The following is a 25,914-nucleotide window of genomic DNA, read 5'->3' on the forward strand; positions in this document are numbered from 1 at the left end:
TATGGGGCTCGAGACCATCGACGTGGTGGGGGCGCGCACCAACAATCTGAAGGACGTGTCGGTGAGCATCCCCAAGGGGCGGCTGGTCGCCTTCACCGGGGTGAGCGGCAGCGGCAAGACCTCGCTGGCCGTCGACACCCTGCACAGTGAGGCTCAGCTGCGCTACCTGGAGGGGCTTTCGCCGTTCGTGCGGCAGTACATCACCCAGCGCAACCGGCCGAAGGTCGACCGCGTCCTGGGACTCGGCGCGACGCTCGCGGTCGACCAGCGCCGCCTGAACCGCAATCCCCGCTCCACGGTCGCGACGATCACCGGTATCGACGGGCACCTGGGGCTGCTGTACTCGCGCCTGCCGGGGATCGGCGCGGATCCGGCGGCGAGCGGGGACGGGCATCTGACGACGGCCCACTTCGACCGCCATACACCGGAGGGGAGTTGCGCGGACTGCCACGGGGTGGGCGGGCGCTGGCAGGCGCAGGAGGATCTGATCATCACCCGTCCGGAGCTTCCGCTGTTCGAGGGGGCCTCGCCCTGGTACGCGAAGTGGCGGTCGGGGGAGCACGCGTTCGTGCCGGCGCTCGCCGAGAAGCGGGGCGTGGACCTCGGCCGGCCGTGGCGGTCGCTGCCGGAGGAGTTCCGTCACTGCGTGCTGTACGGCACGGGCGAGGAGAAGATCACCGCGACCGTCGACATACCGAACAAGAACGAGACGTCCCGGATGACCTACACCGGGAGCCAGCCGCTGCGGGGCGCGCTCGCCGAGGTGGAGCGGGTGTTCGTGAACGCCCAGACCGCCGGCGCCAAGCAGCGGTACCTGCCGTACATGCGCAAGGAGCCCTGCGGCACCTGCGGCGGCAGCGGGTACGACGGGGTGGCCCGGTCCGTGCGGCTCGGCGGGCTGACCTACCCCGGCCTGCTGGAGGTGGAGGTACGCGAGGTGCGCGCCTGGGCGGGGCGCGTGGCCGACGACCTGGACGCCCGGCAGCGCGAGGTGGGGGAGCCGCTGCTGCAGGACCTGGGCCGCAGGCTCGCCATCCTCGACCGGCTCGGCCTGGCCCATCTGCAGCTGTCCCGGAGCGCGGCGACGCTGTCCGGGGGCGAGTTGCAGCGGACCCGGCTCGCCGCGCAGCTCAGCACCGAGCTGAGCGGCATCATCTTCGTCCTGGACGAGCCCGGGACGGGGCTGCATCCGGCGGACAAGGCGCACCTGCTCGACATCGCCCTGGAGCTGCGCGAGGCCGGCAACACGGTGCTGCTCGTCGAGCACGATCCCGAGCTGATCGCGCGGGCCGACTGGGTGATCGACATGGGGCCCGGCGCGGGCCGCCTCGGCGGCGAGGTCCTGGTGTCGGGGCCGCCCGCCGACGCGGCCGCCCATCCGGAGTCGCTGACCGGGCGCTATCTGGCCGGCGACGGGCCGCGGCTGCGCCGGACCCGCCGCCCGGCCGGGGACGGCACCGGCTGGGTGGAACTGCACGGCCTGCGGGCGCACAACGTCACCGCGGACCTGGTGCGCTTCCCCGTCGGCCGGCTCACCTGCCTGACCGGGGTGAGCGGCAGCGGCAAGAGCAGCCTGCTCGGCGCGCTCGGGGCGGGCGTGGAGGCCGCCCTGAACGGGACGGCGACCGACGCGGTGCGGCGGGTGACCGGCCTCGAGCCGTTCGGCTGGGTCGCCGTCGTCGATCAGGAACCGCTCGGGCGGACGCCGCGGTCCAACCCGGCGACGTACAGCAAGGCGTTCGACATCGTCCGCAAGCTGTTCGCCGAGACCGGCACGGCGCGGGAACGCGGGGTCAACGCCTCCTGGTTCAGCTTCAACACGGCGGGCGGCGGCCGCTGCGAGACCTGCGCCGGGTACGGCCGCAAGCTGGTCGACATGCACTTCCTGCCGGACGTGTGGGTGGTCTGCGACGCGTGCGAGGGGCGGCGCTACAAGCCGGAGGCGCTGGAGATCAGGTATCGGGGACTGGGCATCGACCAGGTCCTGGAGCTGACCGTCGCCGAGGCGGTGGAGCGGTTCGCCGGGCCCCGGCAGCTCGCCGAGACCCTGGGCGCCCTGAACCGGGTCGGGCTCGGCTACCTCCAACTCGGCCAGAGCGCCACGGAGCTGTCCGGCGGCGAGGCGCAGCGGCTGAAACTGGCGTCCGCGATCCAGCGGGGTGCCGCGAGCCGCAAGGCCGGGCTCGTCGTGCTCGACGAGCCCGTCTCGGGCCTGCACCCGTCCGACGTCCAGCGCATCGTGGACGCGCTCGACGCGCTGCTCGACTCGGGCAACACCGTCGTCGTGGCCGAACATGACATTCCGGTCGCCGCGTCCGCGGACTGGGTGATCGACCTGGGGCCGGGCGCCGGTCCGGACGGGGGCGCGGTGGTCGCGCAGGGCGCCCCGGAGGCCGTCGCGGCGGCGGACACCCCGACCGCGGGCTTCCTCCGCCGGTATGCGGCGGGCCTGCCGCTCCTGGAGGTGCGGCAGGGCGTGCACCGCTGAGCGAAGACCGGCGCGGGACGGCGGATCAGCGGCGCAGGGCCCGGCGGGCCAGCCAGTTGCCGAGGAACTGGCCCGCTTGGACGATCACCACGATCGTGGCGACGCTGATGTAGACGATCGGCCAGTTGTAGCGCTGCGATCCGTGCGTGATCGCGAAGTCGCCCAGGCCGCCGCCGCCGAAGAGCCCGGCCTGCGCGGACATGTCGACGACGGCGACGAAGATGAAGGTGTAGCCGAGGATGATCGGGCCGAGCGCCTCGGGGATGAGCACCGTGACGATGATGCTCAGCGGGCGGGCCCCGGCCGCGCGCGCCGCCTCGATCACGCCGGGGCTCACCGTCAGCAGGTTCTGCTCGACGATGCGGCTGACCGCGAACGCCGCGGACAGCGACAGCGCGAAGGTGACCGCGTCGGTGCCGATCGTGGTGCCGATGGTGTGCAGCATCAGCGGCTGGATCGCGATGAGGAAGATGACGAACGGGACCGGCCGGACGACGTTGACGAGGATGTTGACGACGAGGTGCACGGGCCGGTTGGACATCAGGTTGCCCGGACGGGACGCGTACAGGACCAGCCCGATGCCCAGACCGAGCACACCGCCGACCACCACCGAGATGGTCACGATGTAGAAGGTCTGCCCGATGGCCGCCCAGAAGACCGGCAGGTTGTCGATGAACTCGTCCATCTCAGTCGTCCTCCTCCACCAGGTCGGCGCCGTCGTCCCGCAGCGCGGCCAGCGCGGCGTCCACGGCGCCCGGCGGCCCGGTCAGCTCGAAGGTGAGGCTCCCGACCGGCCGGTCCTGCAGCTCGCCGATGCCGCCGAAGACGATCTCCGCCGTGACCTGGTGGCGCAGGAACGTGGCGGCGAGCGCCGTCTGGAAGCCGGCCCGGTCGCGCACGCGCACGGTGATCAGGCGGCCCCGGTGCGTGCGCCGCAGCCGGGCGAGCGTCTCGGGCGGCGGGCGGTCGCGCAGGGCCGTGCCGACGAAGCGGGCGGCCGCCTCGGTGCGCGGGTGGGCGAAGACCTCGTAGACGCTTCCGGACTCGACGAGCCTGCCGCCGTCCAGCACCGCCACCCGGTCCGCGATGCTCCGGATCACCTCCAGTTCGTGGGTGATGATGACGATCGTGACGCCCAGCTCGCGGTTGACCCGCCGGAGCAGGGCCAGCACCTCGCCCGTCGTCGTCGGGTCGAGCGCGCTCGTGGCCTCGTCCGCGAGCAGCAGCGAGGGCTCCGTCGCCAGCGCCCGCGCGATCCCCACCCGCTGCTTCTGCCCGCCGGACAGCTGCTCGGGGTGGTCGTGGGCGCGGTCGAGGAGCCCCACGAAGTCCAGCAGCCGCGCCACCCTGCGGTCGCGTTCGGGCCGCGCCACGCCCGCGACCTTGAGCGGGTAGGCGACGTTGCCCGCGACGGTGCGCGACCGGAACAGGTTGAACTGCTGGAAGACCATGCCGATGTCGCGCCGCACACCGCGCCGGGCCCGTTCCGCCAGCGCCGTCAGCTCGTGCGGCCCGACGTGGACCCGCCCCCGGGTGGGCGTCTCCAAGCCGTTGATCATCCGTACCAGCGTGCTCTTGCCGGCGCCGGAGTACCCGATGACGCCGAAGACCTCGCCGCGATCGATCTCGAGGCTCACGTCGTCCAGCGCCGTCAACGGCGCACCCCGCCGGCCGTTACCGGGGAAGCGCTTGGTCACGTGCTCGAGACGCACGTGCGCCTGGGAGCCGTGCGGCGCGGAGCCGCTGCCGGTGATGGCCATCATCGCAACGGCGGCCCGGCACCACGCGGGGTCCCGGGCCACCCGTCTCCCTTCTACTTCTGCGCCGCCCGGGCCTGCGCCTCGACGGTCTTCAGGTCGGCCTGCAACTTCGCGGGCGGCAGGTTCCGGAACACCGCGGCGCCCCCGTTGGCCGCCTGGACCCCCTTCCGCACCTCCGGGTCCTGATACAGCTCGGCCAGCTTCAGGTACGTCGGGTCGTCCTTGTCGGCGTCGCGGGCGACGAACAGGTTCACGTACGGCGCCGCGCTCGGGCTCGCCGGGTCGTCCTGGAAGATCGCGTTCGACCTCGGCAGCTTCGCGGTCGTGGCGTAGTTGTTGTTGACGACCGCCGCGGCCGCCGAACCGCTCTGCAGCGCCCGCGCGGTCTGCGACGCGTCGAGGGTCACCACCTCGACCTTCTTGGAGGTGATGTCGGAGACCTTGGAGAACGCGGTGCCGCCGTCCCTCAGCGTCAACAGCTTGGCGGCCTGCAGCACCAGCAGCCCGCGCGCCTCGTTGATCGCGTCGTTCGGGATCACGACCTTGGCCCCGCCCGGCAGCGCGTCCGGCGAGCGGTGCTTCAGCGAGTACAGCGGCAGCGGGTAGACCGCCGTCGCGCCGATGGGCTGCAGGTCGTCGCGCGCGGTGACGTTGTAGTTCGCCAGGTACTGGATGTGCTGGAACTGGTTCAGATCGAGCTGCTTCTCCTTCAACGCCGGGTTCGGCTGGCTGTAGTCGTTGAAGTTCACGTACGTCACGTCGACGTCGAGCCGCTTCTTCGCCAGCGACGCGTAGGTCTTCCAGTACGGTTCGGACGCGTCGACGACGCCGATGCGCACCGTCTTCGCATCCTCGGAACCGCCGGAGGCGACCGCGACGACGACCGCGGCGACGGCGACGACCGCGGCCGCGGCGATCCAGGTGAGGCGTCGCCCGCCCCCGGCAGGGCGTTCCGGCAGCCGCGGTTCGGCCGCCGGTTCGCTGGGCGTGGATGAATCGGACACAACAACCTCCGGGAAGTCAGCGAGGGGAGCACCGCCCGGCAACCGTCGCGTGCGAGCGGCCGGTGGGGGAGTGGACGACAGCCCGTCAGAAGCGGCGCCGTGCCGACCTCAACCGCGACAGAGGCCGCTCGCGACCCGTCATGCCGCCGCGGACAGGAGATGCTCGCGGGTGGCGATGACCTTGCGATAGCGGCGCGGGCCGTCGGCGTAGTCGTCGATCGCGTAGTGCCAGGTGGCGCGGTTGTCCCACAGCACGAAGTCACCCGGCCGCCAGGAGAACCGGATCGTGTAGTCCGGCGAGGACGCGTGAGCCAGCAGGAACGGCAGCAGCGCCTTCGCCTCGCCCGCCGTGACGCCGGTCAGGCCCAGCGTGCCCGTGCTGATGAACAGGCCCTTGCGGCCGGTGTCCGGGTGCGTGAAGACCACCGGGTGCTCGATGGTCGTGCCCGTGTCCGCCTTCGCGCTGCCCTGGGCGTAGTTGACCGGATCGGCGTCGTAGACGGCCGACACCGACTCCAGCAGCCGCTTGACCGGATCGGAGAGGTCGTCGTAGGCGGCCTGCAGGTCGCCCCACAGGGTGTGCCCGCCCAGTTCGGGAACCGCCTGATAGGTCAGCGACTCGATGCTGAACGGCGGGTTGCGCCACACGCCGCCGACATGCCACGTCGACGCCTTGCCGGTCGAGCGCACGTCGTACGGGTACACCAGCCGGTTCGCCCCGTCGCCGGTGGCGCGGTGGGCCGTCGGGTGATCGAACGGCTCGCCGAAGACGCGCACGGCGGCGACGTGCTGGTCGGGGTCGAGATGCTGGTCGCGGAACACCAGCACCCGGTGGTCGACGAAGTCCCGGCGGAGCGCGTCCGCGGTCGCCTCGTCCACCGGCCGGGTCAGGTCGACACCGGAGATCTCGGCGCCGAACAGCGGGCCCGCGCGCCGGACGCGGTAGGCGGTGGGAGAAGCGGGGGCGGTGACGGTCATGACTGAACTCCTGGGATCACACGGGAGGACCAACGAGGCGGTGGGCCGAGCCGCCGGCGGAACCGGAACCGTTCACACGTGATCAGCGTACGAGTCCCGACATGAACTATGCAATACCTACCGGAAAAATAGGATATCTGGCCGGCGCCGCCCCCGGTGGCGGGCGATGGCCGGGGAGGGGCCGGTGTCAGCCCTCCGCCCGCTTGGCGAACGCCGCGACCGCCTCCGGGAAGAAGAGGCGGTCCGGCCGGAACACGTCGTGGGGAGCGTCGGGCACGACCACGACCTCGACGTCCGGCCGGACGCCGCGATAGCGGGCGATGTCCTCATCCGTGAGAACTCCGCCCGTGCCGCCGGGCTGGGCCACCAGCAGCGGGCAGGGCAGCGAGCCGAGGCGGTCCCACAGGTCCCTGGACTCCGATTCCGCGGTGAGCCGTTCGAGGACGTGACGCGGCAGGCGTTCGCTGATCGGCCGGCCGCGGAACCTCATCCCCCACTGCGACTCCGCGAACGACGGGGGCAGGCCGACCTCCATCGCGCGATAGTCGGCGATCGCGAGGGAGGCCACGCGCTCCGGGCGGGACAGCGCCAGGTCGAGCCCCCAGGTGGTGCCCCGCGAGAAGGTGACCAGGTGGAACCGCTCGATGCCTTCCTCGTCCAGCACCGCGCTCAGATCCGCGGCGTGGTCCCGTGCCGCGTAACCCGACGGCGGAGCCTCGCTGCGGCCGCGGCCGCGGACCTCGACGACCAGGAGCCGCCGGGGGGCGAAGAACTCGAGCATCTCGGTGTACTCGTCCGCGAGGTCCGACAGGCCGGGCGAGAACAGCACCGGCAGTCCGGAGGGGGCGGCCGGCGCGTTGTCCAGGTAGCGGATGCGCGGTCCACTGCGAGCGGTCCAACGTTCTGTCACTGTCACAGCATCTGAATATGCCATCCGGTGCCGTCGCGGCGTACGGCCGGCCTCACCGCCCTCGCAGAAACCGATGGCCGGGCAGTGCGGCCGGTGCTTGAATCGAACCGCCCGATCCCCAGAAAACGCTCATCGGCGCCGAACTCGGTCGGCTCCGGAACGGGGGAGTGGTGGTGGTCGGGACGACCCGGTGGACGGTCGCGTCCGCCATGACCGGCATCACGGGGGCGCCATGTCGAGATCGAGACCCGATCGGCCCATCTCCGTCGTCATCGCGGACGATCTGGACCTCCTCCGTGAGGGCCTCAAGGAGATTCTGCGGACGGTTCCCGGCCTGGCCGTGGTGGGCGTGGCCGGGACCGGCGCGGAGGCCGTCGCGGCCGTCGCGGACGAACGGCCCGACGTGGTGCTGCTGGACGTCGAGCTGCCGGGCGACGACGTGCTCACCACCGTGCGCCGCATGAACACGGCCTCCGCCGGAACGCGCGTGATCATCCTGAGCCGGCTCATCGGACCGGATCTGCTGCGCGGCCTGCTGAACGCGGGCATCAGCGGTCATCTGCCCAAGAGCGCCACCCGCGAGGAACTGGTCGCGATGGTCCGCACCGCGGGCGACGACGGCGACCGGGTGATGCTCTCGGTCTCGCGCGGCAGCCTGGCCCCGGCGGTCGACTCCCCGGCGCGCGACCTCCTGTCCGCCCGGGAGTGCGAGGTCCTGCAACTGGCGGCAGGCGCGCTCAGCAACACCGAGATCGCGCGTCGGCTCGGGCTCACGGAAGGCACCGTCAAACGCCATCTGAGCAACGTCTACGCCAAGCTCGGCGCGGTTTCGAGGATCGACGCGGTGAACAAGGCCGCGGCCGCCGCCCTGATCGTCCCGCCGAGCACGGAGAGCTGAGCGCACCCGCGGTGGAGCGAATTCTGAATGATCAGAGAATGGTCGCCGGTGCGGCGGGGCTCGCACAACCATGGACGCAGTGGGGATAAACCGAAAGTAGTAGTGCTCCTACATCTTCTCGCCGGACCCGATACGAGCACCCGCGGCTGGCCAGGAAGAATGGAGCCGGAGCGGTGGGCCCCTAGGGGTGAGGGGCGGGCCTAGGGGCCGTCGCCGCCGAAAGTACTCGGGCGCCGTAGGGGCTGACGGGACGGCCGCGGGCCTTCTAAAGTCTGAAATCGTGGACTTCGCCTGGCCGGGTCCCAGCATATTCCGGCAGGCGTTGTCCCGGCAGAGGTCAACGGTGGGATCCAACGGTGGGATGACTATGCACTTCCGTGTGCTCGGGCCCCTGGAATTGTGCGTGAACGGCCACGACATAGCCCCGACAGCGGCCAAGCTGCGGCAGGTGATGTCCTTGCTGCTCCTGCGGAGGAACTCGCTCGTCCTCCCCGAGGAGTTCATCGACGAACTGTGGGGGGACGCGCCGCCCAAGAGCGCGGCCACGACCCTGCAGACCTACATCTACCACCTGCGGAAGATCCTGCTGGAGCATGGTGCGGAGCATCTGCTGACCACCCATCCCGGCGGATACCGGCTCGAGGTCGAGGACCGTCGGGTGGACCTGTGGGAATTCGAGAATTCCTTCTATGCCGGGCGTGCGGCGCTCGAGGACGGCAGGCCGGCCGAGGCGTCGCGGATTCTGCGGTCGGCCGTCGGCCTGTGGCGCGGCCCGTCGCTCGCGGACGTCGAGCACGGGAAGCTGCTCTATTCCTACACGACCTGGCTGGACGAGTTGAAGCACCGTGCGCTGGAGTTGCGCATCGAGGCCGACCTTCAGGTCGGGCGCCACCGGGAGGTGGCCAGCGAGCTGAAGTCGCTGGTCCTGACCAATCCTTTGGACGAGCATATGCACGGGCTCCTGATGATCGCTCTGTTCGGGGCGGATCTCAGGAGGCTCCACCAGGAGATGCTCTCCGACAACTGCCCGGCGGCCCCCTCGATGGTGCCCGCCGCGCGCGACCACGACGCCGGCTCACCTGGCGCGCATCGGTCAGGCTGAAGCCGAGATGGGAGACCCCGAAAATGGCTGTTAAGGCCGAGAAGTACCCGGAACCGCAATTTCTGCCGCCCGTCGCCTCCGGATACATCTACCTGGGGTTGTCGGTCGCTCCGCCCCGGGTGCCTCCCGTCCATCACAGCGCCGAGCGCGACAAGGAGATCGAGCGGTGCCTGACCCTGGCCGACCGTCTCACCGCCCTTCCGGAAGTGGTCCGGGCGCGCGTGTTCCAGGCGGTCCTGATCCCGCCGCTGAAGGGCCTCCCGCGCTTCGACGTCACGATGCTCGTGGAGACCGCCTCTCCCGGCGACATCGAGCACGTGCGCGCCTCCGGACCGTTCAAGGAGATCGACGCGAAGCTGGTCATGCCGGCCGACAACCCGGTCAGGCTGGGCGACACCGAGAACCCGGCGACCGGCACGTACCTGTTCAACCACTTCCTCGCGCCCGACAGCGACGCGGCGGTCGAGGGGTGGAAGTCGGTCGCCGGCTGGTACACGGCCAACACCGGGGTCGACAACTCGATCCCGCTGCGCCCGCTTGGGGAGTCGCCCTACGCGATGGTCAACTACGCGCGCATCCCCGGAAAGGCGGCGCCCTTCCTGGTCCGCCAGCTCACCCGCCCGAGCTTCCACCGCTTCGTGCGCCCGCGGCTCAAGGAACACGGCATGACCGCGCTGCCGCTGCTCGTCCGGCCGATGTGACGTACGAAGGAGACCGCGAGACGCGAAGGAGACGGTGAGACCGTGCGCTTGGCGCTGTTCGGCGGGACGGGCAGGACGGGACGGCTGCTCGTCGCCCAGGCCCTGGACGACGGACACCAGGTGGCGGCGTTCGTCCGCTCGCCCGAACGGCTGCCGATCACCCACCCGGACCTGACCAAGGTGCCGATGGGCGACCCCGGCCCGCGGGCGCTGAGCGCCGGCATGAAGGGGGCGGACGCCGTCGTGTCCGTCCTGAACGGCAGCACGCGCGCGGGATCCCCGGCCGCGACGTGGACCCGTGCCGCGCTGTCGGCGATGGCGGAGTGCGGCGTCCGGCGGCTGGTCGTGACCAGCGCCGCGCCGGTCCCGCTGCGCGGCGGCCCGGCGCCCCTGGCGTACCGGCTGGTGGGATGGGTCTTCCGGGACGCCCACCGGGACCTCGCGGCGATGGAGGACATCGTGCGCGGCAGCGACGTCGCATGGACGATCGTGCGCCCGCCGCGGCTGACCAACGGACCCCGGACCGGCCGGTACCGCCTGGAAACGGGCGGGAACGTCCCCCGGGGCCTCTCCCTCTCCCGCGCCGACCTGGCGGGGGCGGTCCTCCACCTCATCGACGATCCCGCCGTGGCCGGGCGGGGCGTGGGCATCGCGTACTGAACCGTCCCGCACACACCCGGCAGCACCCCGAACGCTCCGTACACCGGCATCGCCCGGACGCCACCCGACAGGAGGCCATCCCATGGGGCACGGTTCCGCCCGCCCGGACACGACGACCGTCGCCATCTCGGGCGGCGGACCCGCCGGCATGATGCTCGGCCTGCTCCTCGCCCGCGCCGGGATCGAGGTCACCGTCGTGGAGAAGCACGCCGACTTCTTCAACAACTTCCGCGGCGACACCCTCCACCCCTCGACCCGCACGGTCCTGGACGAGCTGGGGCTGGGCGAGGAGGTGGAGCGGATCCCGCACCGCAAGGTCCGCAAGGTCACGGTGGGGCGGGACGCCGCGAACATCGAGGTCGACCTGTCCGCGCTGCCGCTGGACCACCCGTACATCGCGATGGTCCCGCAGTGGGACTTCCTCGACATGCTCGCCCGGGAGGCGCGCACCCACCCCGGATTCAGGCTCGTCATGGAGGCGGAGAGCACCGACCTGCTGTACCGCGGCGGCGCCGTCCGGGGGCTGCGCTACACCGACGGCGGCGGCGAGCACGAGCTCCACTCGGTGCTGACGGTGTCCGCCGACGGCCGCCGCTCGGCCCTGCGAGAGCGCGCCGGCCTGCGGCCGAAGGTGCTGGGCTCCTCCATGGACGTGCTGTGGCTGCGCGTCCCCCGCGGCGACGAGCGGGTCGAGGGCCTCAACGGCCGCACCGAGCACGGCACCATGGCGTTCGCGATCGACCGCGGGGACTACTGGCAGATCGCCTACGTCATCCGCAAGGGCGGGTTCGACCGGCTGCGCACGGAGCCCGTGGACGGGCTGCGGGAGCGGCTGCGGGCCCTGCTGCCCTTCCTCGGCGACCGGGTGGAGGCGATCAGGAGCTGGGACGACGTGGCGCTGCTCGACGTCCGGCTCGAGCGGCTGGAGCGCTGGTACCGCCCCGGCTACCTGTGCATCGGCGACGCGGCGCACGCCATGACCCCGGTCGGCGGCGTCGGGATCAACCTCGCGGTGCAGGACGCGGTCGCCACCGCGAACCTGCTGGCCGGGCCGCTGCTGCGGGCGCAGCGCGAGCCGCGGCGCTTCGAGCGGACGCTCAACCCGGAGCTGCTGGCGCGGGTCCAGCGCCGCCGGTGGTTCCCGGACGCGGGCACCCAGCGGGTGCAGGAGTTCATGCAGCGGGAGCTCTTCGGGGAGGTCGTCCCCGCCGCCGCGGACGGCGCCGCCGCGCCGGCTCCGCGCCGCATGCTGGAGGCGGCCCTCAGGACGCCCGCCGGCGCCAGGGTGGCGACGGGCCTCTACTCGCGGCTGATGTCGCGGATCATGATGCGCGGGCTGCGCCCGGAGCACGTGACCGCTCCCGAGCTGCGTCCCTAGGCGGTCCGGTCCGGTCGATCGGAGACCGGTGCAGGGCATGATCCAGGGCCGGGCCTTTGCGGCCCGGCCCTGGATCGTTCGGATGCGGCGGTCGGTCGCGGCGGTTCAGCCCTGGGAGCCGGAGGGCTCGGCGGGGGGTGTCGGTGGGGTGCCCCGCGTCCACACCGCGATGTACTCGGCCCGGCTCAGCCGCCAGCCGTTTCCGGTGCGCCGCGCCGTGAACGTGTAGTCGGCCCCGCCCGTGAAGGCGTCGCCCTGGTCGTCCGCCCGCTGCAGATGGGTCGCGATGATCTTGGAGCGGATCGCGGCGCCGTCGGCGTCGATCTCGATCACATGGTTCGAGACCAGGTGGTGGCTGCGTTCGAAGACCACCGCCGAGGTGCGCAGCGCCTCGCGCATCCCCTCCCGGCCGGTGTAGGTGCCGGTGGGCACGATGAGGACGAAGTCCTCGGTGTAGACGGAGTCGAACCAGGCGTCGTCGGCGCGCCGGTCGTCCGGCGACAGGAAGTGGCGGTTGATCGCCTGTTCGATCTCCGACCTGTCCGCCGTGTCCTGGAGGCGGGGAAGGAGATCCTTGAAGTCGAGGAGCATCGTGTCGTTCACTGCCGGCCCTTTCTTCTCCTGTGACGGGTGGGGGCGGCGCCGGGTATCAGCGGGCGGGCGGGCCGAACCACTGCTGGAGGGCGTCCTCGAGTCCTTCGCCCACGGTGTCGGTCCAGACGACATGGCCGTCCGGCCGCAGCAGAGCGGCGTCCACTCCGGGTGGGAGCAGGGCGGTGCACTGCTCCGGCGGGACGAGGCGGACGCGGCCCGGACGGCTGACGGCGGCGGCCTCCACACGGGCACGCGTCCCCGGCGCGGCGGAGCGGCGGCTCAGCAGCGCGCCGGTGCCCGGCGGCAGGGGCGCGGGGTCGTCCGCGTCCCGCAGCGGCGGCAGGCGCCGCCCGAGGACGTCCGCCGCCCGGTCGCCATCCGCCCCGTTCCGGCGCACCGGGTACCGGACGTCGACCCCGCCGAGCATGGCCGCGAGGTGCGCGGCGACCGCGGGGATCTCCAGGAGCCCGGCGAAGACCTCCCGGAGCGGGTCCGCCCGCACCCCGTCGAACTGCAGCGTCGTCTGAGCCTCGACGTTGTCCAGGACCCGCGCGCCGACCGCGTGGCGTTCGGCGTGGTAGGTGTCCAGCAGGCCGTCCGGCGCCCAGCCCCTGACCTGCGCGGCGAGCTTCCAGCCGAGGTTGACCGCGTCGTGCAGGCCCGTGTTGAGGGACTGCCCGCCGACGGGCATGTGCAGGCGTGCCGCGTCCCCTGCCAGCAGCACGCGGCCGCGGCGGTATTCGGCGGCCTGCCGGCAGGTGTCGTCGAAGACGTCCGTCCAGAGCGCCTCCCCGGTGGAGATGTCGTCGCCGGTCACCCGCTTCCAGGCGTCGGCCACCTCGCCGAACTCGGGAGGACCCGGACGTGCGACCGGTGCCCGGCCGTATTCGAGCACCATGAGGCGGGTGACGCGGTGGGGCAGGGCGCCCGCGACCGCCACCCCGTGGGGGAGGCGGTCGAAGCGGCGGGGCGGTATGTGGACGCCGGTCACGTCGGCCCGCAGCAGCTCGCGGGACGCGGGGCGGCCCGGGAGCGCGATGCCCGCCAGGCCGCCCACCACGCCGTCACGGCCGTCGCATCCGACCACGTAACGGGCGCGCATCCGGGTCGTGCCTCCGGAGACCCGCCCGTCCGGATCCCGCACGTCGAGGACCACCGAACCGCCGTCGTCGCGGACGTCGGCGACCTGCCGGCCGCGGCGCACCGTGGCGCCGAGCCCGGTGGCCCAGTCGTGCAGGATCTCCTCGGTGCGGAACTGCGGCACCATCCAGTTGGCCGGGACGGGACCGCCCGCCCGGGTCACGTCCAGAGGGATCCCGCCGAAGTGGCCGACGTCCCTGCCGGGCGGTGCCCCCAGCGCGTCCCGCAGGCCCCTCTGGAGGAGGAGCTCCACGGTGCGGGGGCTGAGCTGGGCGGCGCGGGACTCGCGGTGGGGTTCGGCCAGCCGTTCCAGGACGACCGTCTCCACACCGCCGAGCCGCAGTTCACCGGCCAGCATCAGGCCCACCGGGCCCGCGCCGACCACCACCACCTCGGCCTCCGCCGGGAGGGAGCCGTCCGCGCCGTGTGCCGCGCTCATGTCCTCCGCCCTCTCAGCCTCGGCCGCCGGACTCGGCGAACCGCTTCGCCCGGTTCAGCGTGGCCACGCTGTTGCCGCCGATCGAGGACCGGACCATGCTCTTGGCCTTGTCGAGATCGGCCCCCGCGCCGAGGACGGCCTCGATGTTCGCCTCGTTCACCCTGACGGTGTGAAGCGAGCGGACCACGGTCGGGCGCCCCGGCTCCTCCTCCACCGTCCAGACGCCGGTGTGCAGGGTGAGCAGCGGCGGTACGCGCAACTGCTTGTAGACGATGCGGTCGTGGGGGAAGCACACACGCACGGACTTGGTGGTGTGCACCGAGCCGTCCTCCGCCCGCGTGTCCATCTCCAGGGTCTGCAGCCCCGGGGAGTCCTCGGTGAGGACGATCCCGGCCACGTGCGGGAGGCGCTCCGTCCACTGGTCCGCCTCGTTGAGGAAGTCGTAGACGAGCCTGCCCGGGCCGTCCACCGTCACGGTGTCCTCGAACGTCAGGAAGGTCCCGGCGGCACCGGTGCCCGCCTCGGCGGCGTCCTTGATCGCGGCCAGCTCCGACCCGCTGTTCCGGTCGACGGCGGTGTCGATCAACTGGAGGCTGCCGGGGTCGTCGTCGACGGCGCGGTAGTCGTGGAGCAGCCTGACGCGGCTCTCGCGGTCCGACAGGCGCTCCACCAGCCACGCGCCGCCCATCGCCGCCACCGGGCGGGCCGGGACCTCCTGGCGGAAGTCGACGCGCAGCGCGTCCGCGTCCAGCCGGCGGCGGGAGGTCCAGGTCTTCGGCTCGCCGTTGGCGACGGCCCAGAGCCGGATCACCTCGTCCCCGGATCCCCTCGCCGCGCCCTTCTCCACGTATTCGGCGTGCACGCTGGGCGGGAATATCCGCGGCCACCGCTCCACGTCGGCGACGAGCCGGTACACGGTCTCGGCCGGCGCGTTCACGACCGTCTGGTGCTCGACCTCGCGGACGCCGATCTGGTCCGACATGATTTCCTTCCTGCCGGGGGGCTCAGAAGTTCCCGAGGCCCCCGCAGACGTTGACGGCCTGGGACGTGATCGAGGCGGCCGGCCCGGTCGCCAGGTAGCCGACCAGCCCCGCCACCTCCTCGGGGGTGGAGTACCGGCCCAGCGGGATCTTGGCCTGGAAGCGCCGCAGGATCTCCTCCTCGGGGACCCCCTCGTGCGCGCTGTGGCGGCGGCGGATCAGCCCGGCCATCGGGGTCTCGACGTATCCGGGGCAGACGGCGTTCACGGTGATGCCGGAGGAGGCGAGCTCGTTGCCGAGCGCCTTGGTGAACCCGACCACGCCGTGCTTGGACGCGGAGTACGGGGCACCGTAGACGACGCCCTGCTTGCCCGCCGTCGAGGCGATGTTGATGATCCTCCCGTGCCCCCTGTCCCGCATCCCGCCGGCGACCAGCACCTCGCGGGTCATCCGGAAGACGCTGTTCAGGTTCGTGTCGACGACGTCGAACCACAGCTCGTCGGGGATCTCCGCGGTGATGCCGCCGCCGCTGCGGCCGGCGTTGTTCACCAGGATGTCGATGGGGCCGTACCGGTCCACCGCGGCCTGGACGAGCGCGCGCACGTCGTCGGCGGAGCGGACGTCGCAGGCCCTGCCCTCGACCTCCAGCCCCTTCTCACGGAACTGGCGCACGGTGGTCTCCACGTCCTCGGCGGTGCGGGCGCAGAGGAAGACGCTCTTCCCGCGTTCGGCCAGCTCCGTCGCGATCGCGTACCCGATCCCGCTGGTGGCGCCGGTGACGAGGGCGACCTGGAATCCGTTGCCGGTCATGCCGGTCATGTCTGCCTCCTCTGCCGGGTCAGGCGAGCGACGCGTTGACGAGCTTCAACAACTCGCCGGGCGTCTCCGCCGAGGTCAGGTCGTCGTCGTCGAGGCTGATCCCGTACTTCTTCTCGATCCGGCCGCCCGTCTCCAGGACCGCCAGCGAGTCGTAGCCGAGGTCGGCGAACGGGACGTCGGCGATGTCGCCGTCCAGGTCCACGCCCTCGCTCTCGCCGGCGGCGGCCAGCAGGGTCTCCTTCAGTTCGGGCAGCGTCATTCCGGTCGAGCTCATGTCTCTCCTCTCGGGATCGGATCGGTTCGGTCGCCGCGCGTGCGCCCGCGCGCCCCCGCCCTCTCAGCGGCCGCGCTCCCAGTGGTAGAACCTGCTCGCGATCGCGTCCGCGGGCGACCGCCACGTATCCGGGTCGTAGGCCTCGACGAACGGGCGCATGTCCGCGCTGATCTGCTGGAACAGCGGATGGGCGCGGGCGCCGTCGATCGCGACCGCCCCCTCCGACTCGAAGTCCTGCAGGTGCAGGTAGAGGTCGTTGAAGGTGAACAGCTGGCGCCGCAGCGTCCCCATCCGCTCGGGCATCTCCGTCTCGTCGAACGCGCCGAAGAGCTTGGCGATCTCCTCCTCGTACGGGCCGGCCTTCCGGGCGATGATCAGTGTGCTGTGCATGGGTTCCCTTCTTCTCCCTTCCGCGATTCCGGCCGGCCGGGTCCCGCCCGGCCGGACGATCGCACCGGTCAGATCCGCGGCGGGCCGAACCAGCGCGCCAGCGCCTCGCCAAGCCCGCCGTCCGATCCGCCGCCCGCGCCGTCCGGCGCGGTCCAGGCGACGTGCCCGTCCGGGCGGATCAGCAGCGCTCCGGCCTCCGCCACGCCACCGGTCTCCGGGTCCGCGGGTGCCGCGGTGACCACGTCGACGCGGTCGCTCCAGCCGGAGGCCGCCCTCCGCAGGTCCGCGTCGCCGGTCAGGTCGAGCAGCACCCCGCGCCCGGTCCGCAGCAGTTCGGTGGTGGTCGTCTTCGTCCCGTCGGTGACGAGACCGATGTGGGGCATGCGGCGGCCCAGCAGCGGGTGGTCGCCGGGGCCGACGTCGTACCGGATGTCCAGGCCGCTGACCATGCCCGCGAGATGGCGGGCGACCTCGTCATAGGCCATCAGCTCGGAGAGGACGTCCCGGAGCGGGCGGGCGGCCTCGCCGCCGAGGGTCAGCATCCCCTGGGCCCGGGTGTTGCGCAGCAGTCGCGCGCCCACCGGGTGGCGCTCCGCGTGGTAGGTGTCCAGCAGGCCCTCGGGCGCGCGGCCGCCGGCCTGCGCGGCCAGCTTCCAGCCGAGGTTGGCCGCGTCCTGGACGCCCGTGTTCATGCCCTGGCCCCCGGCGGGGAGGCTGATGTGGGCGGCGTCGCCGGCCAGGAACACCCGGCCCCGGCGGTACTCGGTCGCCTGCCGCGCGGCGTCGGTGAAGCTGCTCACCCACACGGGACGGCCGCCGGCGATGTCCTCGCCGGTCAGCCGCTTCCAGGCGGCCGCGACCTCCGCGTAGGCGGGCGGTTCCGTCCGCTCGCGCGGCTCGTTGCCGAGCTCGCAGGAGATGACACGGGTGACCCCTCCTCCGATGGGACCCGCCATCGCCATGCCGCCGGCGGTGTGCTCGCCGCTCAGCCGCGGCCGGACCTCGACCCCCTCGACGTCGGCCAGGTACATCTCCAGGGTGGGGTCCGTGCCCTCGAACCGGAAGCCGGCCGCCGCCCGCACGGTGCTCCGCCCGCCGTCGCACCCCACCAGGTAGGACGCCCGCAGGGTCGCCGGTCCGCCGGGACCGGTCACGTGCACGTCGACCCCGTCGACGCCGGCGTCGACGCCGGTGACCTCGACACCGCGGCGCACCTCGGCGCCGAGCCGGTCGAGCCAGCCGCTCAGCACCGCCTCGGTCCGCGACTGGGGTACGCCGTTGACACTGAAATGCGCGCCGTCGAAAACGGCGAAGTCCAACGGTATCCCGCCGAAGTGACCGGCGGAGCTCCTGGCGAAGTCGCCGAAATCGTCGAGGATGCCGCGCTGCGCGAATATCTCCATGGTGCGCGGCCCGAAGCCCAGCCCGCGCGATTCCCCGGAGGGTTCCGCGAGTCTCTCCAGCACGAGGACGTCCGCTCCGGCCAGCGCGAGCTCGCCCGCGAGCATCATTCCGGTGGGCCCTGCGCCCACGACGACGACGGGGGATTCCATCGCTCCTCCACGGTCGGGTACCGGCCGAATCGATCTATCGGCCGCCAGCGTCACCCGCCCTTCTCGAGGCTCGCTCGGGCCTTTGTCCAGCCCGTTCCATGACGGCCCGAGTGAGCTTCGAGACCGTGCGGCGACGCTGTCCGCAGAGCGCAGGGCGGGTCCCCCGGATGCGGGCTCATCGAGAACGCGGGCTATCCGAACGAGGTGATGGAATGCGCAGGGTCGCCATAACCGGCATGGGCGTCGTGGCTCCTGGCGGAACCGGCGTCAAGGAGTACTGGGAACTTCTCACCGAGGGGAGATCCGCGATCCGCCGGATATCCCTGTACGACCCGTCGCCGTTCCGTTCGCGGGTCGCCGCCGAGGTCGACTTCGACCCGGTCGCGGCGGGGCTCCGGCCGCAGGAGACCCGCCGCCTCGACCGGGCCGGCCAGTTCGCGGTCGTCGCGGCCCGGGAGGCGCTGGCCGACAGCGGCGTGGCGGACGCGGGCGTCCCGGCCGACCGGATCGGCACCTCGCTCGGCAGCGCGGTGGGGTGCACCACCACGCTGGAGCGGGAGTACGTGGTGCTCAGCGACGGCGGCCGGATGGAGAACGTCGACCACGAGTACGCCGTGCCCGAGCTGTACTGGAAGTTCGTCCCGCACTCGATGGCGGCGGAGGTGGCCTGGGCCGCCGGCGCCGAGGGACCGGCCGCGGTGGTGTCCACCGGCTGCACCTCCGGCCTCGACGCGCTCGGCCACGCCGCGGACCTGATCCGCGAGGGCACGGTGGACGTCGTGGTCGCCGGCGCCACCGAGGCGCCGCTGTCCCCGATCACCTCCGCCTGCTTCGACGCCATCCGCGGCACCACGCCCGACAACGATCCGCCCGAGCGGGCCTGCCGCCCGTTCGACCGCACCCGCAGGGGGCTGGTCCTCGCCGAGGGGGCGGCCGTGCTGGTCTTCGAGGATCTGGAGCTGGCGCGGCGCCGCGGGGCGCACGTCTACGCCGAGGTCGCCGGTTTCGCCTCGCGGTGCAACGCCTACCACATGACCGGGCTGAAGCCCGACGGGCGCGAGATGTCCGCGGCCATCGACGCCGCGCTGGCCGAGGCGCGGACGGACCCGGCCGAGATCGACTACGTCAACGCGCACGGCTCCGCGACCAAGCAGAACGACCGGCACGAGACCGCGTCGTTCAAACGCAGCCTCGGCGACCACGCCCGCCGGGTGCCGATCAGCTCGATCAAGTCGATGATCGGCCACTCGCTCGGCGCGATCGGATCGCTGGAGACCGCGGCGTGCGCGCTCGCCATGGAGCACGGCGTCGTCCCGCCGACGGCGAACCTGAGCGAACCCGATCCCGACCTGGACCTGGACTACGTGCCGAACACCGCGCGGGAGGCCCGGCTCGACTCCGTGCTGACCGTCGGCAGCGGGTTCGGCGGCTTCCAGACCGCGCTCGTGCTGACCCGTCCCGACCGCGGGGGTGCCGCGTCATGACCATGCCCCGTACGAGCCCGGCGCCTCCTGCAGAGCGGGACGCGGCCGCCACGACGGCGATCACCGGCGTGGGCGTCACCGCGCCCAACGGGCTGGGCACCGAGGAGTGCTGGCGGGCGACCCTGGCCGGACGGAGCGGGCTCGGCCGGATCAGCCGGTTCGACCCGTCCCGGTACCCGGCGACCGTGGCCGGAGAGGTCCACGGCTACGTGGCCGAGGACCACATCCCCAGCCGCCTGCTGCCGCAGACCGACCACCAGACCCGGCTCTCGCTCACCGCCGCCGAGTGGGCGCTGCGGCACGCGCGGCTCGACCCCGCCGAGATCGAGGACTTCGCCGTGGGCGTGGCCACCGCCGCGTCCGCGGGCGCCGTCGAGTTCGGCCAGCGCGAGCTGCAGAACCTGTGGTCCCAGGGCAAGGACCATGTCAGCGCCTACCAGTCCTTCGCCTGGTTCTACGCCGTGAACAACGGGCAGATCTCCATCCGGCACGGCATGCGCGGGCCCGGCGGGGTACTGATCACCGAGCAGGCCGGCGGCCTGGACTCGCTCGCGCAGGCGCGCCGGTTCGTCCGCAAGGGCGCCTCGGTCATCGTCTCCGGCGGCGTGGACGGCGGCCTGTGCCCGCTCGGCTGGGTGCACTACCTCACCACCGGCCTGGTCAGCACCGAGAGCGCCCCGGACCGCGCCTACCTCCCGTTCTCGGACGCGGCGTGCGGCTTCGTCCCGGGGGAGGGCGGCGCGATCCTCATCGCCGAGGACGCCCGCCACGCGCGCGAGCGCGGCGTCCCGGCCCTGGCCACCGTGGCGGGGTACGCGGCGACGCTCGACCCGCCGCCCTGGACCGGCCGCCCGCCGCGGCTCGGGGACGCGATGGCCAACGCGATCAGCGACGCGGGGCTGCGGCCCGGCGACGTCGACGTCGTCTTCGCCGACGCGGCGGGCGACCGCAAGGGCGACGCCGCGGAGGCCGACGCCCTGCGCGAACTGTTCGGACCGCGGGGCGTCCCGGTCACCGCCCCCAAGACCATGACGGGCCGCCTGTTCGCCGGCGGCGCCGCCCTGGACGCCGCCTACGCGGTGCTCTCGCTGCGCGACGGGGTGATCCCGCCCACCGTCAACGTGGCCGAGCCCGCCCCCGAGTACGAGATGGACCTGGTCACCGGCCGGCCCCGCCGGGCGGACGTGCGCACCGCACTGGTCGTCGCGCGCGGGCACGGGGGATTCAACGCGGCCGTCGTGCTGCGCGCCCCCGAGTGACCCCGCCCGACCGGCCTCCGGCACAGATCGCGATCACGAGAACCGAGCAACCGAGCAACCGAGCACCCGAGGAAAAGGAGTGGTCATGGCCGCGGCACCCCACACCAGGAACGAGTACGACGCCATCGTTGTCGGAGGAGGCCCCGGAGGATCGGCCTGCGCGCTGACGCTCGCCCGCGCGGGACGGTCCGTCCTGCTGCTGGAGCGCGAGGTCTTCCCGCGCTTCCACGTCGGCGAGTCGCTGCTCACCTACACGGCGGACGCCCTGGAGAAGCTGGGCGTGCTGGAGAAGGTCCAGAAGTCGGGCTTCGTGACCAAGCGCGGCGTGGAGCTGACCGGCACCGAGGGGTTCTCGTACCGGGTCGACTTCCAGGAGATCGGGGACGGCTTCCGCAACTGGACCTTCCAGGTCGAGCGGGCCGACTTCGACAAGATCCTGCTCGACTCCGCCGCGGAGGCGGGCGCCGAGGTCGTCCAGGGCGCCCGCGTGCTCGGCCCGGTGCGGTCGGGCGACCGGGTCACCGGCGTCCGCTACACCGGCGGCGAGGACGAGCACACCGTGTCCGCGCGGTACGTCGTCGACGCCAGCGGGCGGGCCGGGGTCCTGGCGCGGGCGCTCGGCCTGCGCAAGACCGACAACAGCATCCGGATGATGGCGGTGTTCAAGCACTTCAGCGGCATCGACGAGCTGTACAACCCGGGCGCCAAGGGCGACATCGTGCTCGGCAACCACGACGACGGCTGGGTCTGGGCGATCCCGATCCGCGAGGACAAGCTCAGCGTCGGCACGGTGGTGCCGGTCGACACCATGCGCGCGGGGCGGGCCGAGGAGATCTACGACGAGTACCTCGGCCGGATCCCGCGCATCAAGAACCGGCTGCGGAACACCGAGGTGGCCGCGGAGCTCAGCGGCGAGACCGACTACAGCCACTACTCCGACGCGCTCGTCGGGCCCGGGTACTACATCGTCGGGGACGCCGGCTGCTTCACCGATCCGATCTTCTCGGCCGGGGTGTTCCTGGCCCTGGTGACCGGCACCTGGGCGGGCGAGGCGATCAACGCGTCCCTGGCCGACCCGTCCGTCGCGGACGTGCGCGCCCGGCTGTACGAGCGGTTCGGCATGACCGGGATGGACACCTACCACCGGCTGATCGCGCCTTCTACACCCACCACTACAGCGTCTACGAGTACCTCTGGGACCAGTGCGTGTCCGGCGGGGCCAGCATCGCGAGCGTCCTGCAGCTGATGAACGGCGACTTCTGGAACCCCGACAACCCGGTCGGGCGGCGGCTCCGGGAGACCACGGAGTGGGGCGTGTTCGAGGACTTCGAGCCCTACGTCACCCACCCCATCCACGGTGTCCGCGAGGTCGCCGCCGCCGTCTGAGCCCGCCGTCCTCGGCGGCACGACCCCTCTGTCATGGAGCGTCCATGGATCCCGTCGGCGAGCTCACCTCGCACGTCTTCGTCGCACTGATCGCGATCATCCTGGCCGCCGCGGCCTGCGGGCGGATCGCCAACGCCGCGGGGCAGCCCCGCGTCGTCGGAGAGATGGTCGCGGGGGTGCTTCTGGGGCCGTCCCTGCTGGGTGAGCTCGCCCCGGCGGCCTCTGCGTTCCTGTTCCCGCGGGAGGTCGTCTCGGTGCTGTACGTGCTGAGCACGATCGGCCTGGTGTTCTTCATGTTCCTGGTCGGCGCGGGCATCCACGGGGACGTGCTGGACCGCCGGTCGGTCCGGGAGGCGATGGTGGTCGGCGGGACCGGGGTGGGCGTCCCGTTCGTCCTCGGCGCGGGGACGGCGCTGCTGGTGGCGGGCCAGGTGGCCGAACCGGGCACCTCCCGCCTGCACCTGTCGCTGCTGCTGGGCGGTGCGCTCACGGTGACGGCCTTCCCCACGCTGGCGCGGATCCTGGAGGACCGGCGGATGCAGTTCTCCCGGCTGGGGGCGGTCACCCTGCTCGCCGGCTCGGTGGACGACATCGCGGCCTGGATCATGCTGGTGCTGGTGATCGCGCTGGCGTTCGGCGGGTCCGCCGCGCAGGTCGCGGTCGCCCTGGTCGGCACGGCGGTGTTCACGGCGGCGATGCTCACGCTGGGGAGGCGGCTGATGGCGCGGGTCGCGCGCGTCGTGGAGCGGGAGGGGGAGCTGACCCCGGGCGCGCTCGCGACGACCCTGCTGTTCGTGGCGGCGTCCGCCTGGGCGACGCACGAGCTGGGCGTCCACTTCGTCTTCGGCGGCTTCGTCGCCGGCCTCGCGCTCCCGGCGTCGCCGCTGCTGCGGGAGCGGCTGCGGAGCAGGCTGATGGACATGAACGCCGGCCTGCTGCTGCCGGTCTTCTTCGCCCACACCGGGCTCAACACCGACATCGACGCGGTCCTGCGGGGCTCGGTGCTCGGGGCCGTCGTCGCGATCGTGGCGGCCGCCTTCGCCGGGAAGTATCTGAGCTGCCTGCTGGCGATGCGCCTGCAGGGCAACGGCTGGCGGATCTCCTCGGCGGTCGGCGCGCTGATGAACGCCCGCGGCCTGATGATCCTCATCTTCATCGGGATCGGCCGCCGGCAGGGGCTGCTCGGCCAGGACCTCTACTCGATCCTGGTGCTCGTGGCGGTCGTGACCACCATCGCCGCGATCCCCCTGTACCGGCTCTCCCTCCCCGGGCACCTGGAGGACGCCGAGCGGGACCGGAGGGAGGGCGGCGGCGGACGGGAGCCGAGGCCCGCCTACGACGATGCGACGGTCGGCCGATGACCGCGTCATCCGCCGACATCGCGGCGCCCGAACGCCACGGTGCCGAGCGCGCCCAGGACGAGCGCGGCCAGGATGGCCGCCACCGCGGTCAGCCCGGCTACCGGGCCGGCGTCCGGTTCGCTGGCGGCGACGGCCAGGAGCGCCGTCGCCACCGGCCCGGCCCACAGCAGCGGCAGGAACAACCGGGGCAGGGCGCCGAACGCCGCGACGGCGAGGCCCGCGAACGCGAGGGCCGCCGTTGTCTGGACCAGGGAGACCGCCAGTGTCTCCGCGAGGCCGCCGCCCAGGTCGCCGCTCCGCAGCCCGGTGCCCAGGCTCGCGCCCAGACCGGCGGCGAGGACGACGGCGGCGAGACCGGCGGCGCCGTGACCGAGCCGGGCCAGCAGCCAGGTGCCGCGCCCGGCGCGGCCCGCCAGCGTCATCGCCAGCCCGCCGGTCGTCTCCTCCGACCTCAGACCCGCCAGGACGTGGGCGGCGTGGCAGACCGCGACGATCGCGACCAGGTCCGCCATGGCCACCGCTGAAGCGTCGTCGCCGGCGCCGAGCAGCCCCGCGCACAGGAAGCCGAGGATGCTCCCCGCGACCCAGGCCTTCATGGCCGTGCGGTACAGGCGCCGTCCGAGACTCCAGGGTCCGCGCAAGGACGGCGAGGCGGCCGCGGGACCCTTGCCGGTGTCGATGACGCTGGACCCGGGGTCGCGTTTCGTGCTCAGCCTGAACCCCTGGGCGGCGATGGGGACCGACAGCGCCACGAGAGGCACCAGCAGCACCCAGCGGTCCCCGTGGAACGGCCGGATCTCCTGCGCCCAGGTCACCGGGGAGATCCATGAGATCCAGCCGCGGGACACCCCGAGGCCGCCCGCCGGGACCCCGCCCAGCGCGTCGCCGATCGCGCGGGGCAGGAACACCAGGAAGATCACCAGGATGGCGTCCCAGGTCGAGGCGGTCGTGGACGGCCACAGCTGCGCGGTCATCGTCGCCACCGCCGCGAAGACCAGCCCGGTGGCGGCGATCGCCGCGGCCGCCGCGACCGACCCCGCGACCGGAAGCCCGCCGAGCGCGAGGGCGAGCGCGAGCACCGGCACGAGGGCCGCGCACGCCGCGACCCCGAGGAGCAGCGCGGCCAGCAACGGCGCGTGCCGCCCCACCGCGGTGGACGCGAGAAGCTCGGCGCGCCCGCTCTCGTCGTTCTGGCGCGTCTGCCTGAGCACCATGGCCACGGCCATGAGGGAGGCGAGCGTCGTCGTGGCGGTGAAGGTGTCGGTCACGGCCAGCGAGCCGATGCCGTCGCCGGCGGGTGCTCCGTTGAGCGCCCTGAGGAGGGCGGACTCCGAACGGTCGATGGCCGCCGCCCGTGCCTCGGCATCGGTGAAGGCGGCGCCGTAGGCCGCCGCCGTTCCCCCCAGCAGCGCCGCGTTGGCGAGCAGCCAGGCGGGCAGGGCGTGGCGCTCCCGGCGCAGCCCCAGCCGGAACAGCGTTCCCGTCCCGGCGAGCCGGTCCTTTGGCGCCGCCTTTCCTTGCCTCGCGCCGGGCGCTTTCAGCGTTGACGTCATGGTGCCGCCGCCCTCCGGTTTTCGAGTACCGCGTCCTGCGACAGGAGGAGGTCCTCGGGAGAGGCGTGCCGCAGCCCGTCCGGCGGGCCGGATTCGACCGTCCGGCCGGACCTGACGACGCTGATCCGGTCGCAGACCTCCGCGAGTTCTCCCAGGCTCTCGCCCGACAGCAGGAGCGTGCGCCCGTCGCGCCGCTCCTCCGCCAGGCAGGCGCGGACGACCGCCCGTGCCGGCGGATCCATGTCCGCCGCCGGCCGGTCCAGCATCAGCAGCTCCGCGTCGGACGCCAGCGCCGAGATCACGGTCAGCTTCTGCCGCTCTCCGGCCGAGTACGTGCGCGCCTTCCGGCGCGGGTCCAGGTCGAGCCGGGCGACGAGCTCGTCCCGGCGCCGGCCGTCCGCCCGTCCGCCCCGCAGCCGGCCGAGCAGATCGATGATCTCCCCACCGGACAGGCCGGGCCAGAACCGGACGGCGGCCGGCGCGAACGCCAGCCGCCGGTGGAGCCGGACCGCGTCCCGCCAGGGATCGCCGTCCAGCAGCCGCGCCGTTCCCGAATCCGCCCGGACGAGCCCGAGCAGCGCGCGGAAGGCCGTGGTCTTCCCCGCCCCGGCTGCTCCGAGCAGGCCGTGCGCCTCGCCGGCCGGAACGGACAGGTCGAGCCCGTCCAGGGCCCGGACCCGCGCCCGCCCCTGCCCGAAGGTCTTCACCAGGCCCTCGGTGCGAATCGCTTCGTTCACCGCTCCTCCCCTTCTCTTCCGGACGACCGCGTCAACGGCGAGCCGGCCCCGCGGACCGTGTCCGGG

General features: G+C 72.9%; 25 protein-coding genes. 11 read left to right on the plus strand and 14 right to left on the minus strand.

Features of this window, described 5'->3' with window-relative positions:
- Position 1 precedes the first annotated feature (1 nt).
- Positions 2 to 2,488, plus strand: a complete 2,487-nt coding sequence (locus ACFPZN_RS02105; protein WP_378279531.1) for an excinuclease ABC subunit UvrA — start codon at positions 2 to 4, stop codon at positions 2,486 to 2,488.
- A 25-nt stretch (positions 2,489 to 2,513) separates the two neighbouring features.
- On the opposite strand, the gene ACFPZN_RS02110 is transcribed toward ACFPZN_RS02105, so the two are convergent.
- From ACFPZN_RS02110 to ACFPZN_RS02130, 5 genes are all read right to left on the minus strand, one after another.
- Positions 2,514 to 3,173, minus strand: a complete 660-nt coding sequence (locus ACFPZN_RS02110) for a methionine ABC transporter permease (protein WP_378279533.1) — start codon at positions 3,171 to 3,173, stop codon at positions 2,514 to 2,516.
- A 1-nt stretch (position 3,174) separates the two neighbouring features.
- Positions 3,175 to 4,290: a methionine ABC transporter ATP-binding protein gene (locus ACFPZN_RS02115; protein ID WP_378279535.1), complete on the minus strand. Its 1,116-nt coding sequence runs from the start codon at positions 4,288 to 4,290 to the stop codon at positions 3,175 to 3,177.
- Positions 4,291 to 4,301: 11 nt separating this feature from the next.
- Entirely contained in the window at positions 4,302 to 5,252 is a 951-nt protein-coding gene (locus tag ACFPZN_RS02120; RefSeq protein ID WP_378279537.1) for a MetQ/NlpA family ABC transporter substrate-binding protein, read from the minus strand.
- Between the two features lie 138 nt (positions 5,253 to 5,390).
- On the minus strand, positions 5,391 to 6,230 hold the full coding sequence (locus ACFPZN_RS02125; RefSeq protein ID WP_378279539.1) for a TauD/TfdA dioxygenase family protein: 840 nt from the start codon (positions 6,228 to 6,230) through the stop codon (positions 5,391 to 5,393).
- 187 nt (positions 6,231 to 6,417) lie between these two features.
- Positions 6,418 to 7,140, minus strand: a complete 723-nt coding sequence (locus ACFPZN_RS02130) for an alpha/beta fold hydrolase (protein ID WP_378279540.1) — start codon at positions 7,138 to 7,140, stop codon at positions 6,418 to 6,420.
- A 232-nt stretch (positions 7,141 to 7,372) separates the two neighbouring features.
- Here ACFPZN_RS02130 and ACFPZN_RS02135 point away from each other — a divergent pair, with 232 nt between their 5' ends.
- The 5 genes from ACFPZN_RS02135 (at position 7,373) to ACFPZN_RS02155 (ending at position 11,879) form a co-directional block, all read left to right on the plus strand.
- A complete protein-coding gene (locus ACFPZN_RS02135) occupies positions 7,373 to 8,038 on the plus strand; it encodes a response regulator (protein ID WP_378279541.1) in 666 nt (221 codons plus the stop codon).
- 367 nt (positions 8,039 to 8,405) lie between these two features.
- Positions 8,406 to 9,140, plus strand: a complete 735-nt coding sequence (locus ACFPZN_RS02140) for an AfsR/SARP family transcriptional regulator (protein ID WP_378279543.1) — start codon at positions 8,406 to 8,408, stop codon at positions 9,138 to 9,140.
- 23 nt (positions 9,141 to 9,163) lie between these two features.
- The gene (locus ACFPZN_RS02145; protein WP_378279544.1) at positions 9,164 to 9,841 is read left to right on the plus strand and encodes a hypothetical protein; all 678 of its coding nucleotides are present in this window, start codon (positions 9,164 to 9,166) and stop codon (positions 9,839 to 9,841) included.
- Between the two features lie 42 nt (positions 9,842 to 9,883).
- The gene (locus tag ACFPZN_RS02150) at positions 9,884 to 10,501 is read left to right on the plus strand and encodes an NAD(P)-dependent oxidoreductase (RefSeq protein ID WP_378279546.1); all 618 of its coding nucleotides are present in this window, start codon (positions 9,884 to 9,886) and stop codon (positions 10,499 to 10,501) included.
- Positions 10,502 to 10,583: 82 nt separating this feature from the next.
- Positions 10,584 to 11,879 (plus strand): FAD-dependent oxidoreductase, encoded by a 1,296-nt coding sequence (locus ACFPZN_RS02155; protein ID WP_378279547.1) that lies wholly within the window; start codon positions 10,584 to 10,586, stop codon positions 11,877 to 11,879.
- Between the two features lie 105 nt (positions 11,880 to 11,984).
- On the opposite strand, the gene ACFPZN_RS02160 is transcribed toward ACFPZN_RS02155, so the two are convergent.
- The 7 genes from ACFPZN_RS02160 to ACFPZN_RS02190 form a co-directional block, all read right to left on the minus strand.
- Positions 11,985 to 12,482, minus strand: coding sequence for a nuclear transport factor 2 family protein (locus ACFPZN_RS02160; protein ID WP_378279549.1), 498 nt, complete (start codon positions 12,480 to 12,482; stop codon positions 11,985 to 11,987).
- 46 nt (positions 12,483 to 12,528) lie between these two features.
- The gene (locus ACFPZN_RS02165) at positions 12,529 to 14,052 is read right to left on the minus strand and encodes an FAD-dependent monooxygenase (RefSeq protein ID WP_378279551.1); all 1,524 of its coding nucleotides are present in this window, start codon (positions 14,050 to 14,052) and stop codon (positions 12,529 to 12,531) included.
- Between the two features lie 13 nt (positions 14,053 to 14,065).
- A complete protein-coding gene (locus ACFPZN_RS02170) occupies positions 14,066 to 15,034 on the minus strand; it encodes an aromatase/cyclase (protein WP_378279553.1) in 969 nt (322 codons plus the stop codon).
- A 22-nt stretch (positions 15,035 to 15,056) separates the two neighbouring features.
- Positions 15,057 to 15,842 (minus strand): 3-oxoacyl-ACP reductase FabG, encoded by a 786-nt coding sequence (gene fabG, locus ACFPZN_RS02175; RefSeq protein ID WP_378279598.1) that lies wholly within the window; start codon positions 15,840 to 15,842, stop codon positions 15,057 to 15,059.
- Positions 15,843 to 15,870: 28 nt separating this feature from the next.
- The gene (locus ACFPZN_RS02180; protein ID WP_378279555.1) at positions 15,871 to 16,125 is read right to left on the minus strand and encodes an acyl carrier protein; all 255 of its coding nucleotides are present in this window, start codon (positions 16,123 to 16,125) and stop codon (positions 15,871 to 15,873) included.
- A 63-nt stretch (positions 16,126 to 16,188) separates the two neighbouring features.
- Complete coding sequence (locus ACFPZN_RS02185; protein ID WP_378279557.1) at positions 16,189 to 16,515, minus strand: TcmI family type II polyketide cyclase; 327 nt, start codon at positions 16,513 to 16,515, stop codon at positions 16,189 to 16,191.
- 68 nt (positions 16,516 to 16,583) lie between these two features.
- Positions 16,584 to 18,068, minus strand: a complete 1,485-nt coding sequence (locus ACFPZN_RS02190) for an FAD-dependent monooxygenase (RefSeq protein ID WP_378279559.1) — start codon at positions 18,066 to 18,068, stop codon at positions 16,584 to 16,586.
- Positions 18,069 to 18,280: 212 nt separating this feature from the next.
- On the opposite strand from ACFPZN_RS02190, the gene ACFPZN_RS02195 reads away from it, so the two are divergent.
- The 5 genes from ACFPZN_RS02195 to ACFPZN_RS02215 all read left to right on the plus strand — a co-directional run bounded on the left by ACFPZN_RS02195 (position 18,281) and on the right by ACFPZN_RS02215 (position 23,558).
- Positions 18,281 to 19,552 (plus strand): beta-ketoacyl-[acyl-carrier-protein] synthase family protein, encoded by a 1,272-nt coding sequence (locus ACFPZN_RS02195; RefSeq protein ID WP_378279561.1) that lies wholly within the window; start codon positions 18,281 to 18,283, stop codon positions 19,550 to 19,552.
- A gap of 2 nt (positions 19,553 to 19,554) precedes the next feature.
- Positions 19,555 to 20,811 carry a ketosynthase chain-length factor gene (locus tag ACFPZN_RS02200; RefSeq protein ID WP_378279599.1) on the plus strand — a complete coding sequence of 419 codons (1,257 nt, stop codon included), beginning with the start codon at positions 19,555 to 19,557 and terminating at the stop codon, positions 20,809 to 20,811.
- An 85-nt stretch (positions 20,812 to 20,896) separates the two neighbouring features.
- Positions 20,897 to 22,057 carry an NAD(P)/FAD-dependent oxidoreductase gene (locus tag ACFPZN_RS02205; protein ID WP_378279563.1) on the plus strand — a complete coding sequence of 387 codons (1,161 nt, stop codon included), beginning with the start codon at positions 20,897 to 20,899 and terminating at the stop codon, positions 22,055 to 22,057.
- On the plus strand, positions 22,057 to 22,197 hold the full coding sequence (locus tag ACFPZN_RS02210) for a hypothetical protein (RefSeq protein WP_378279565.1): 141 nt from the start codon (positions 22,057 to 22,059) through the stop codon (positions 22,195 to 22,197). The genes ACFPZN_RS02205 and ACFPZN_RS02210 overlap by 1 nt, the downstream gene beginning before the upstream one ends.
- Positions 22,198 to 22,241: 44 nt before the next feature.
- Positions 22,242 to 23,558 carry a cation:proton antiporter gene (locus ACFPZN_RS02215; protein WP_378279567.1) on the plus strand — a complete coding sequence of 439 codons (1,317 nt, stop codon included), beginning with the start codon at positions 22,242 to 22,244 and terminating at the stop codon, positions 23,556 to 23,558.
- A 5-nt stretch (positions 23,559 to 23,563) separates the two neighbouring features.
- Here the strand turns inward: ACFPZN_RS02215 and ACFPZN_RS02220 are convergent, their stop codons facing one another.
- Both ACFPZN_RS02220 and ACFPZN_RS02225 read right to left on the minus strand, forming a co-directional pair.
- Positions 23,564 to 25,111 (minus strand): hypothetical protein, encoded by a 1,548-nt coding sequence (locus tag ACFPZN_RS02220; RefSeq protein ID WP_378279569.1) that lies wholly within the window; start codon positions 25,109 to 25,111, stop codon positions 23,564 to 23,566.
- Entirely contained in the window at positions 25,108 to 25,848 is a 741-nt protein-coding gene (locus ACFPZN_RS02225; RefSeq protein WP_378279570.1) for an ABC transporter ATP-binding protein, read from the minus strand. The genes ACFPZN_RS02220 and ACFPZN_RS02225 overlap by 4 nt, the downstream gene beginning before the upstream one ends.
- Between the last annotated feature and the right edge of the window lie 66 nt (positions 25,849 to 25,914).

It is taken from the genome of Actinomadura rugatobispora, assembly GCF_042656285.1.
Classification (GTDB): Bacteria; Actinomycetota; Actinomycetes; order Streptosporangiales; family Streptosporangiaceae; genus Spirillospora; species Spirillospora rugatobispora.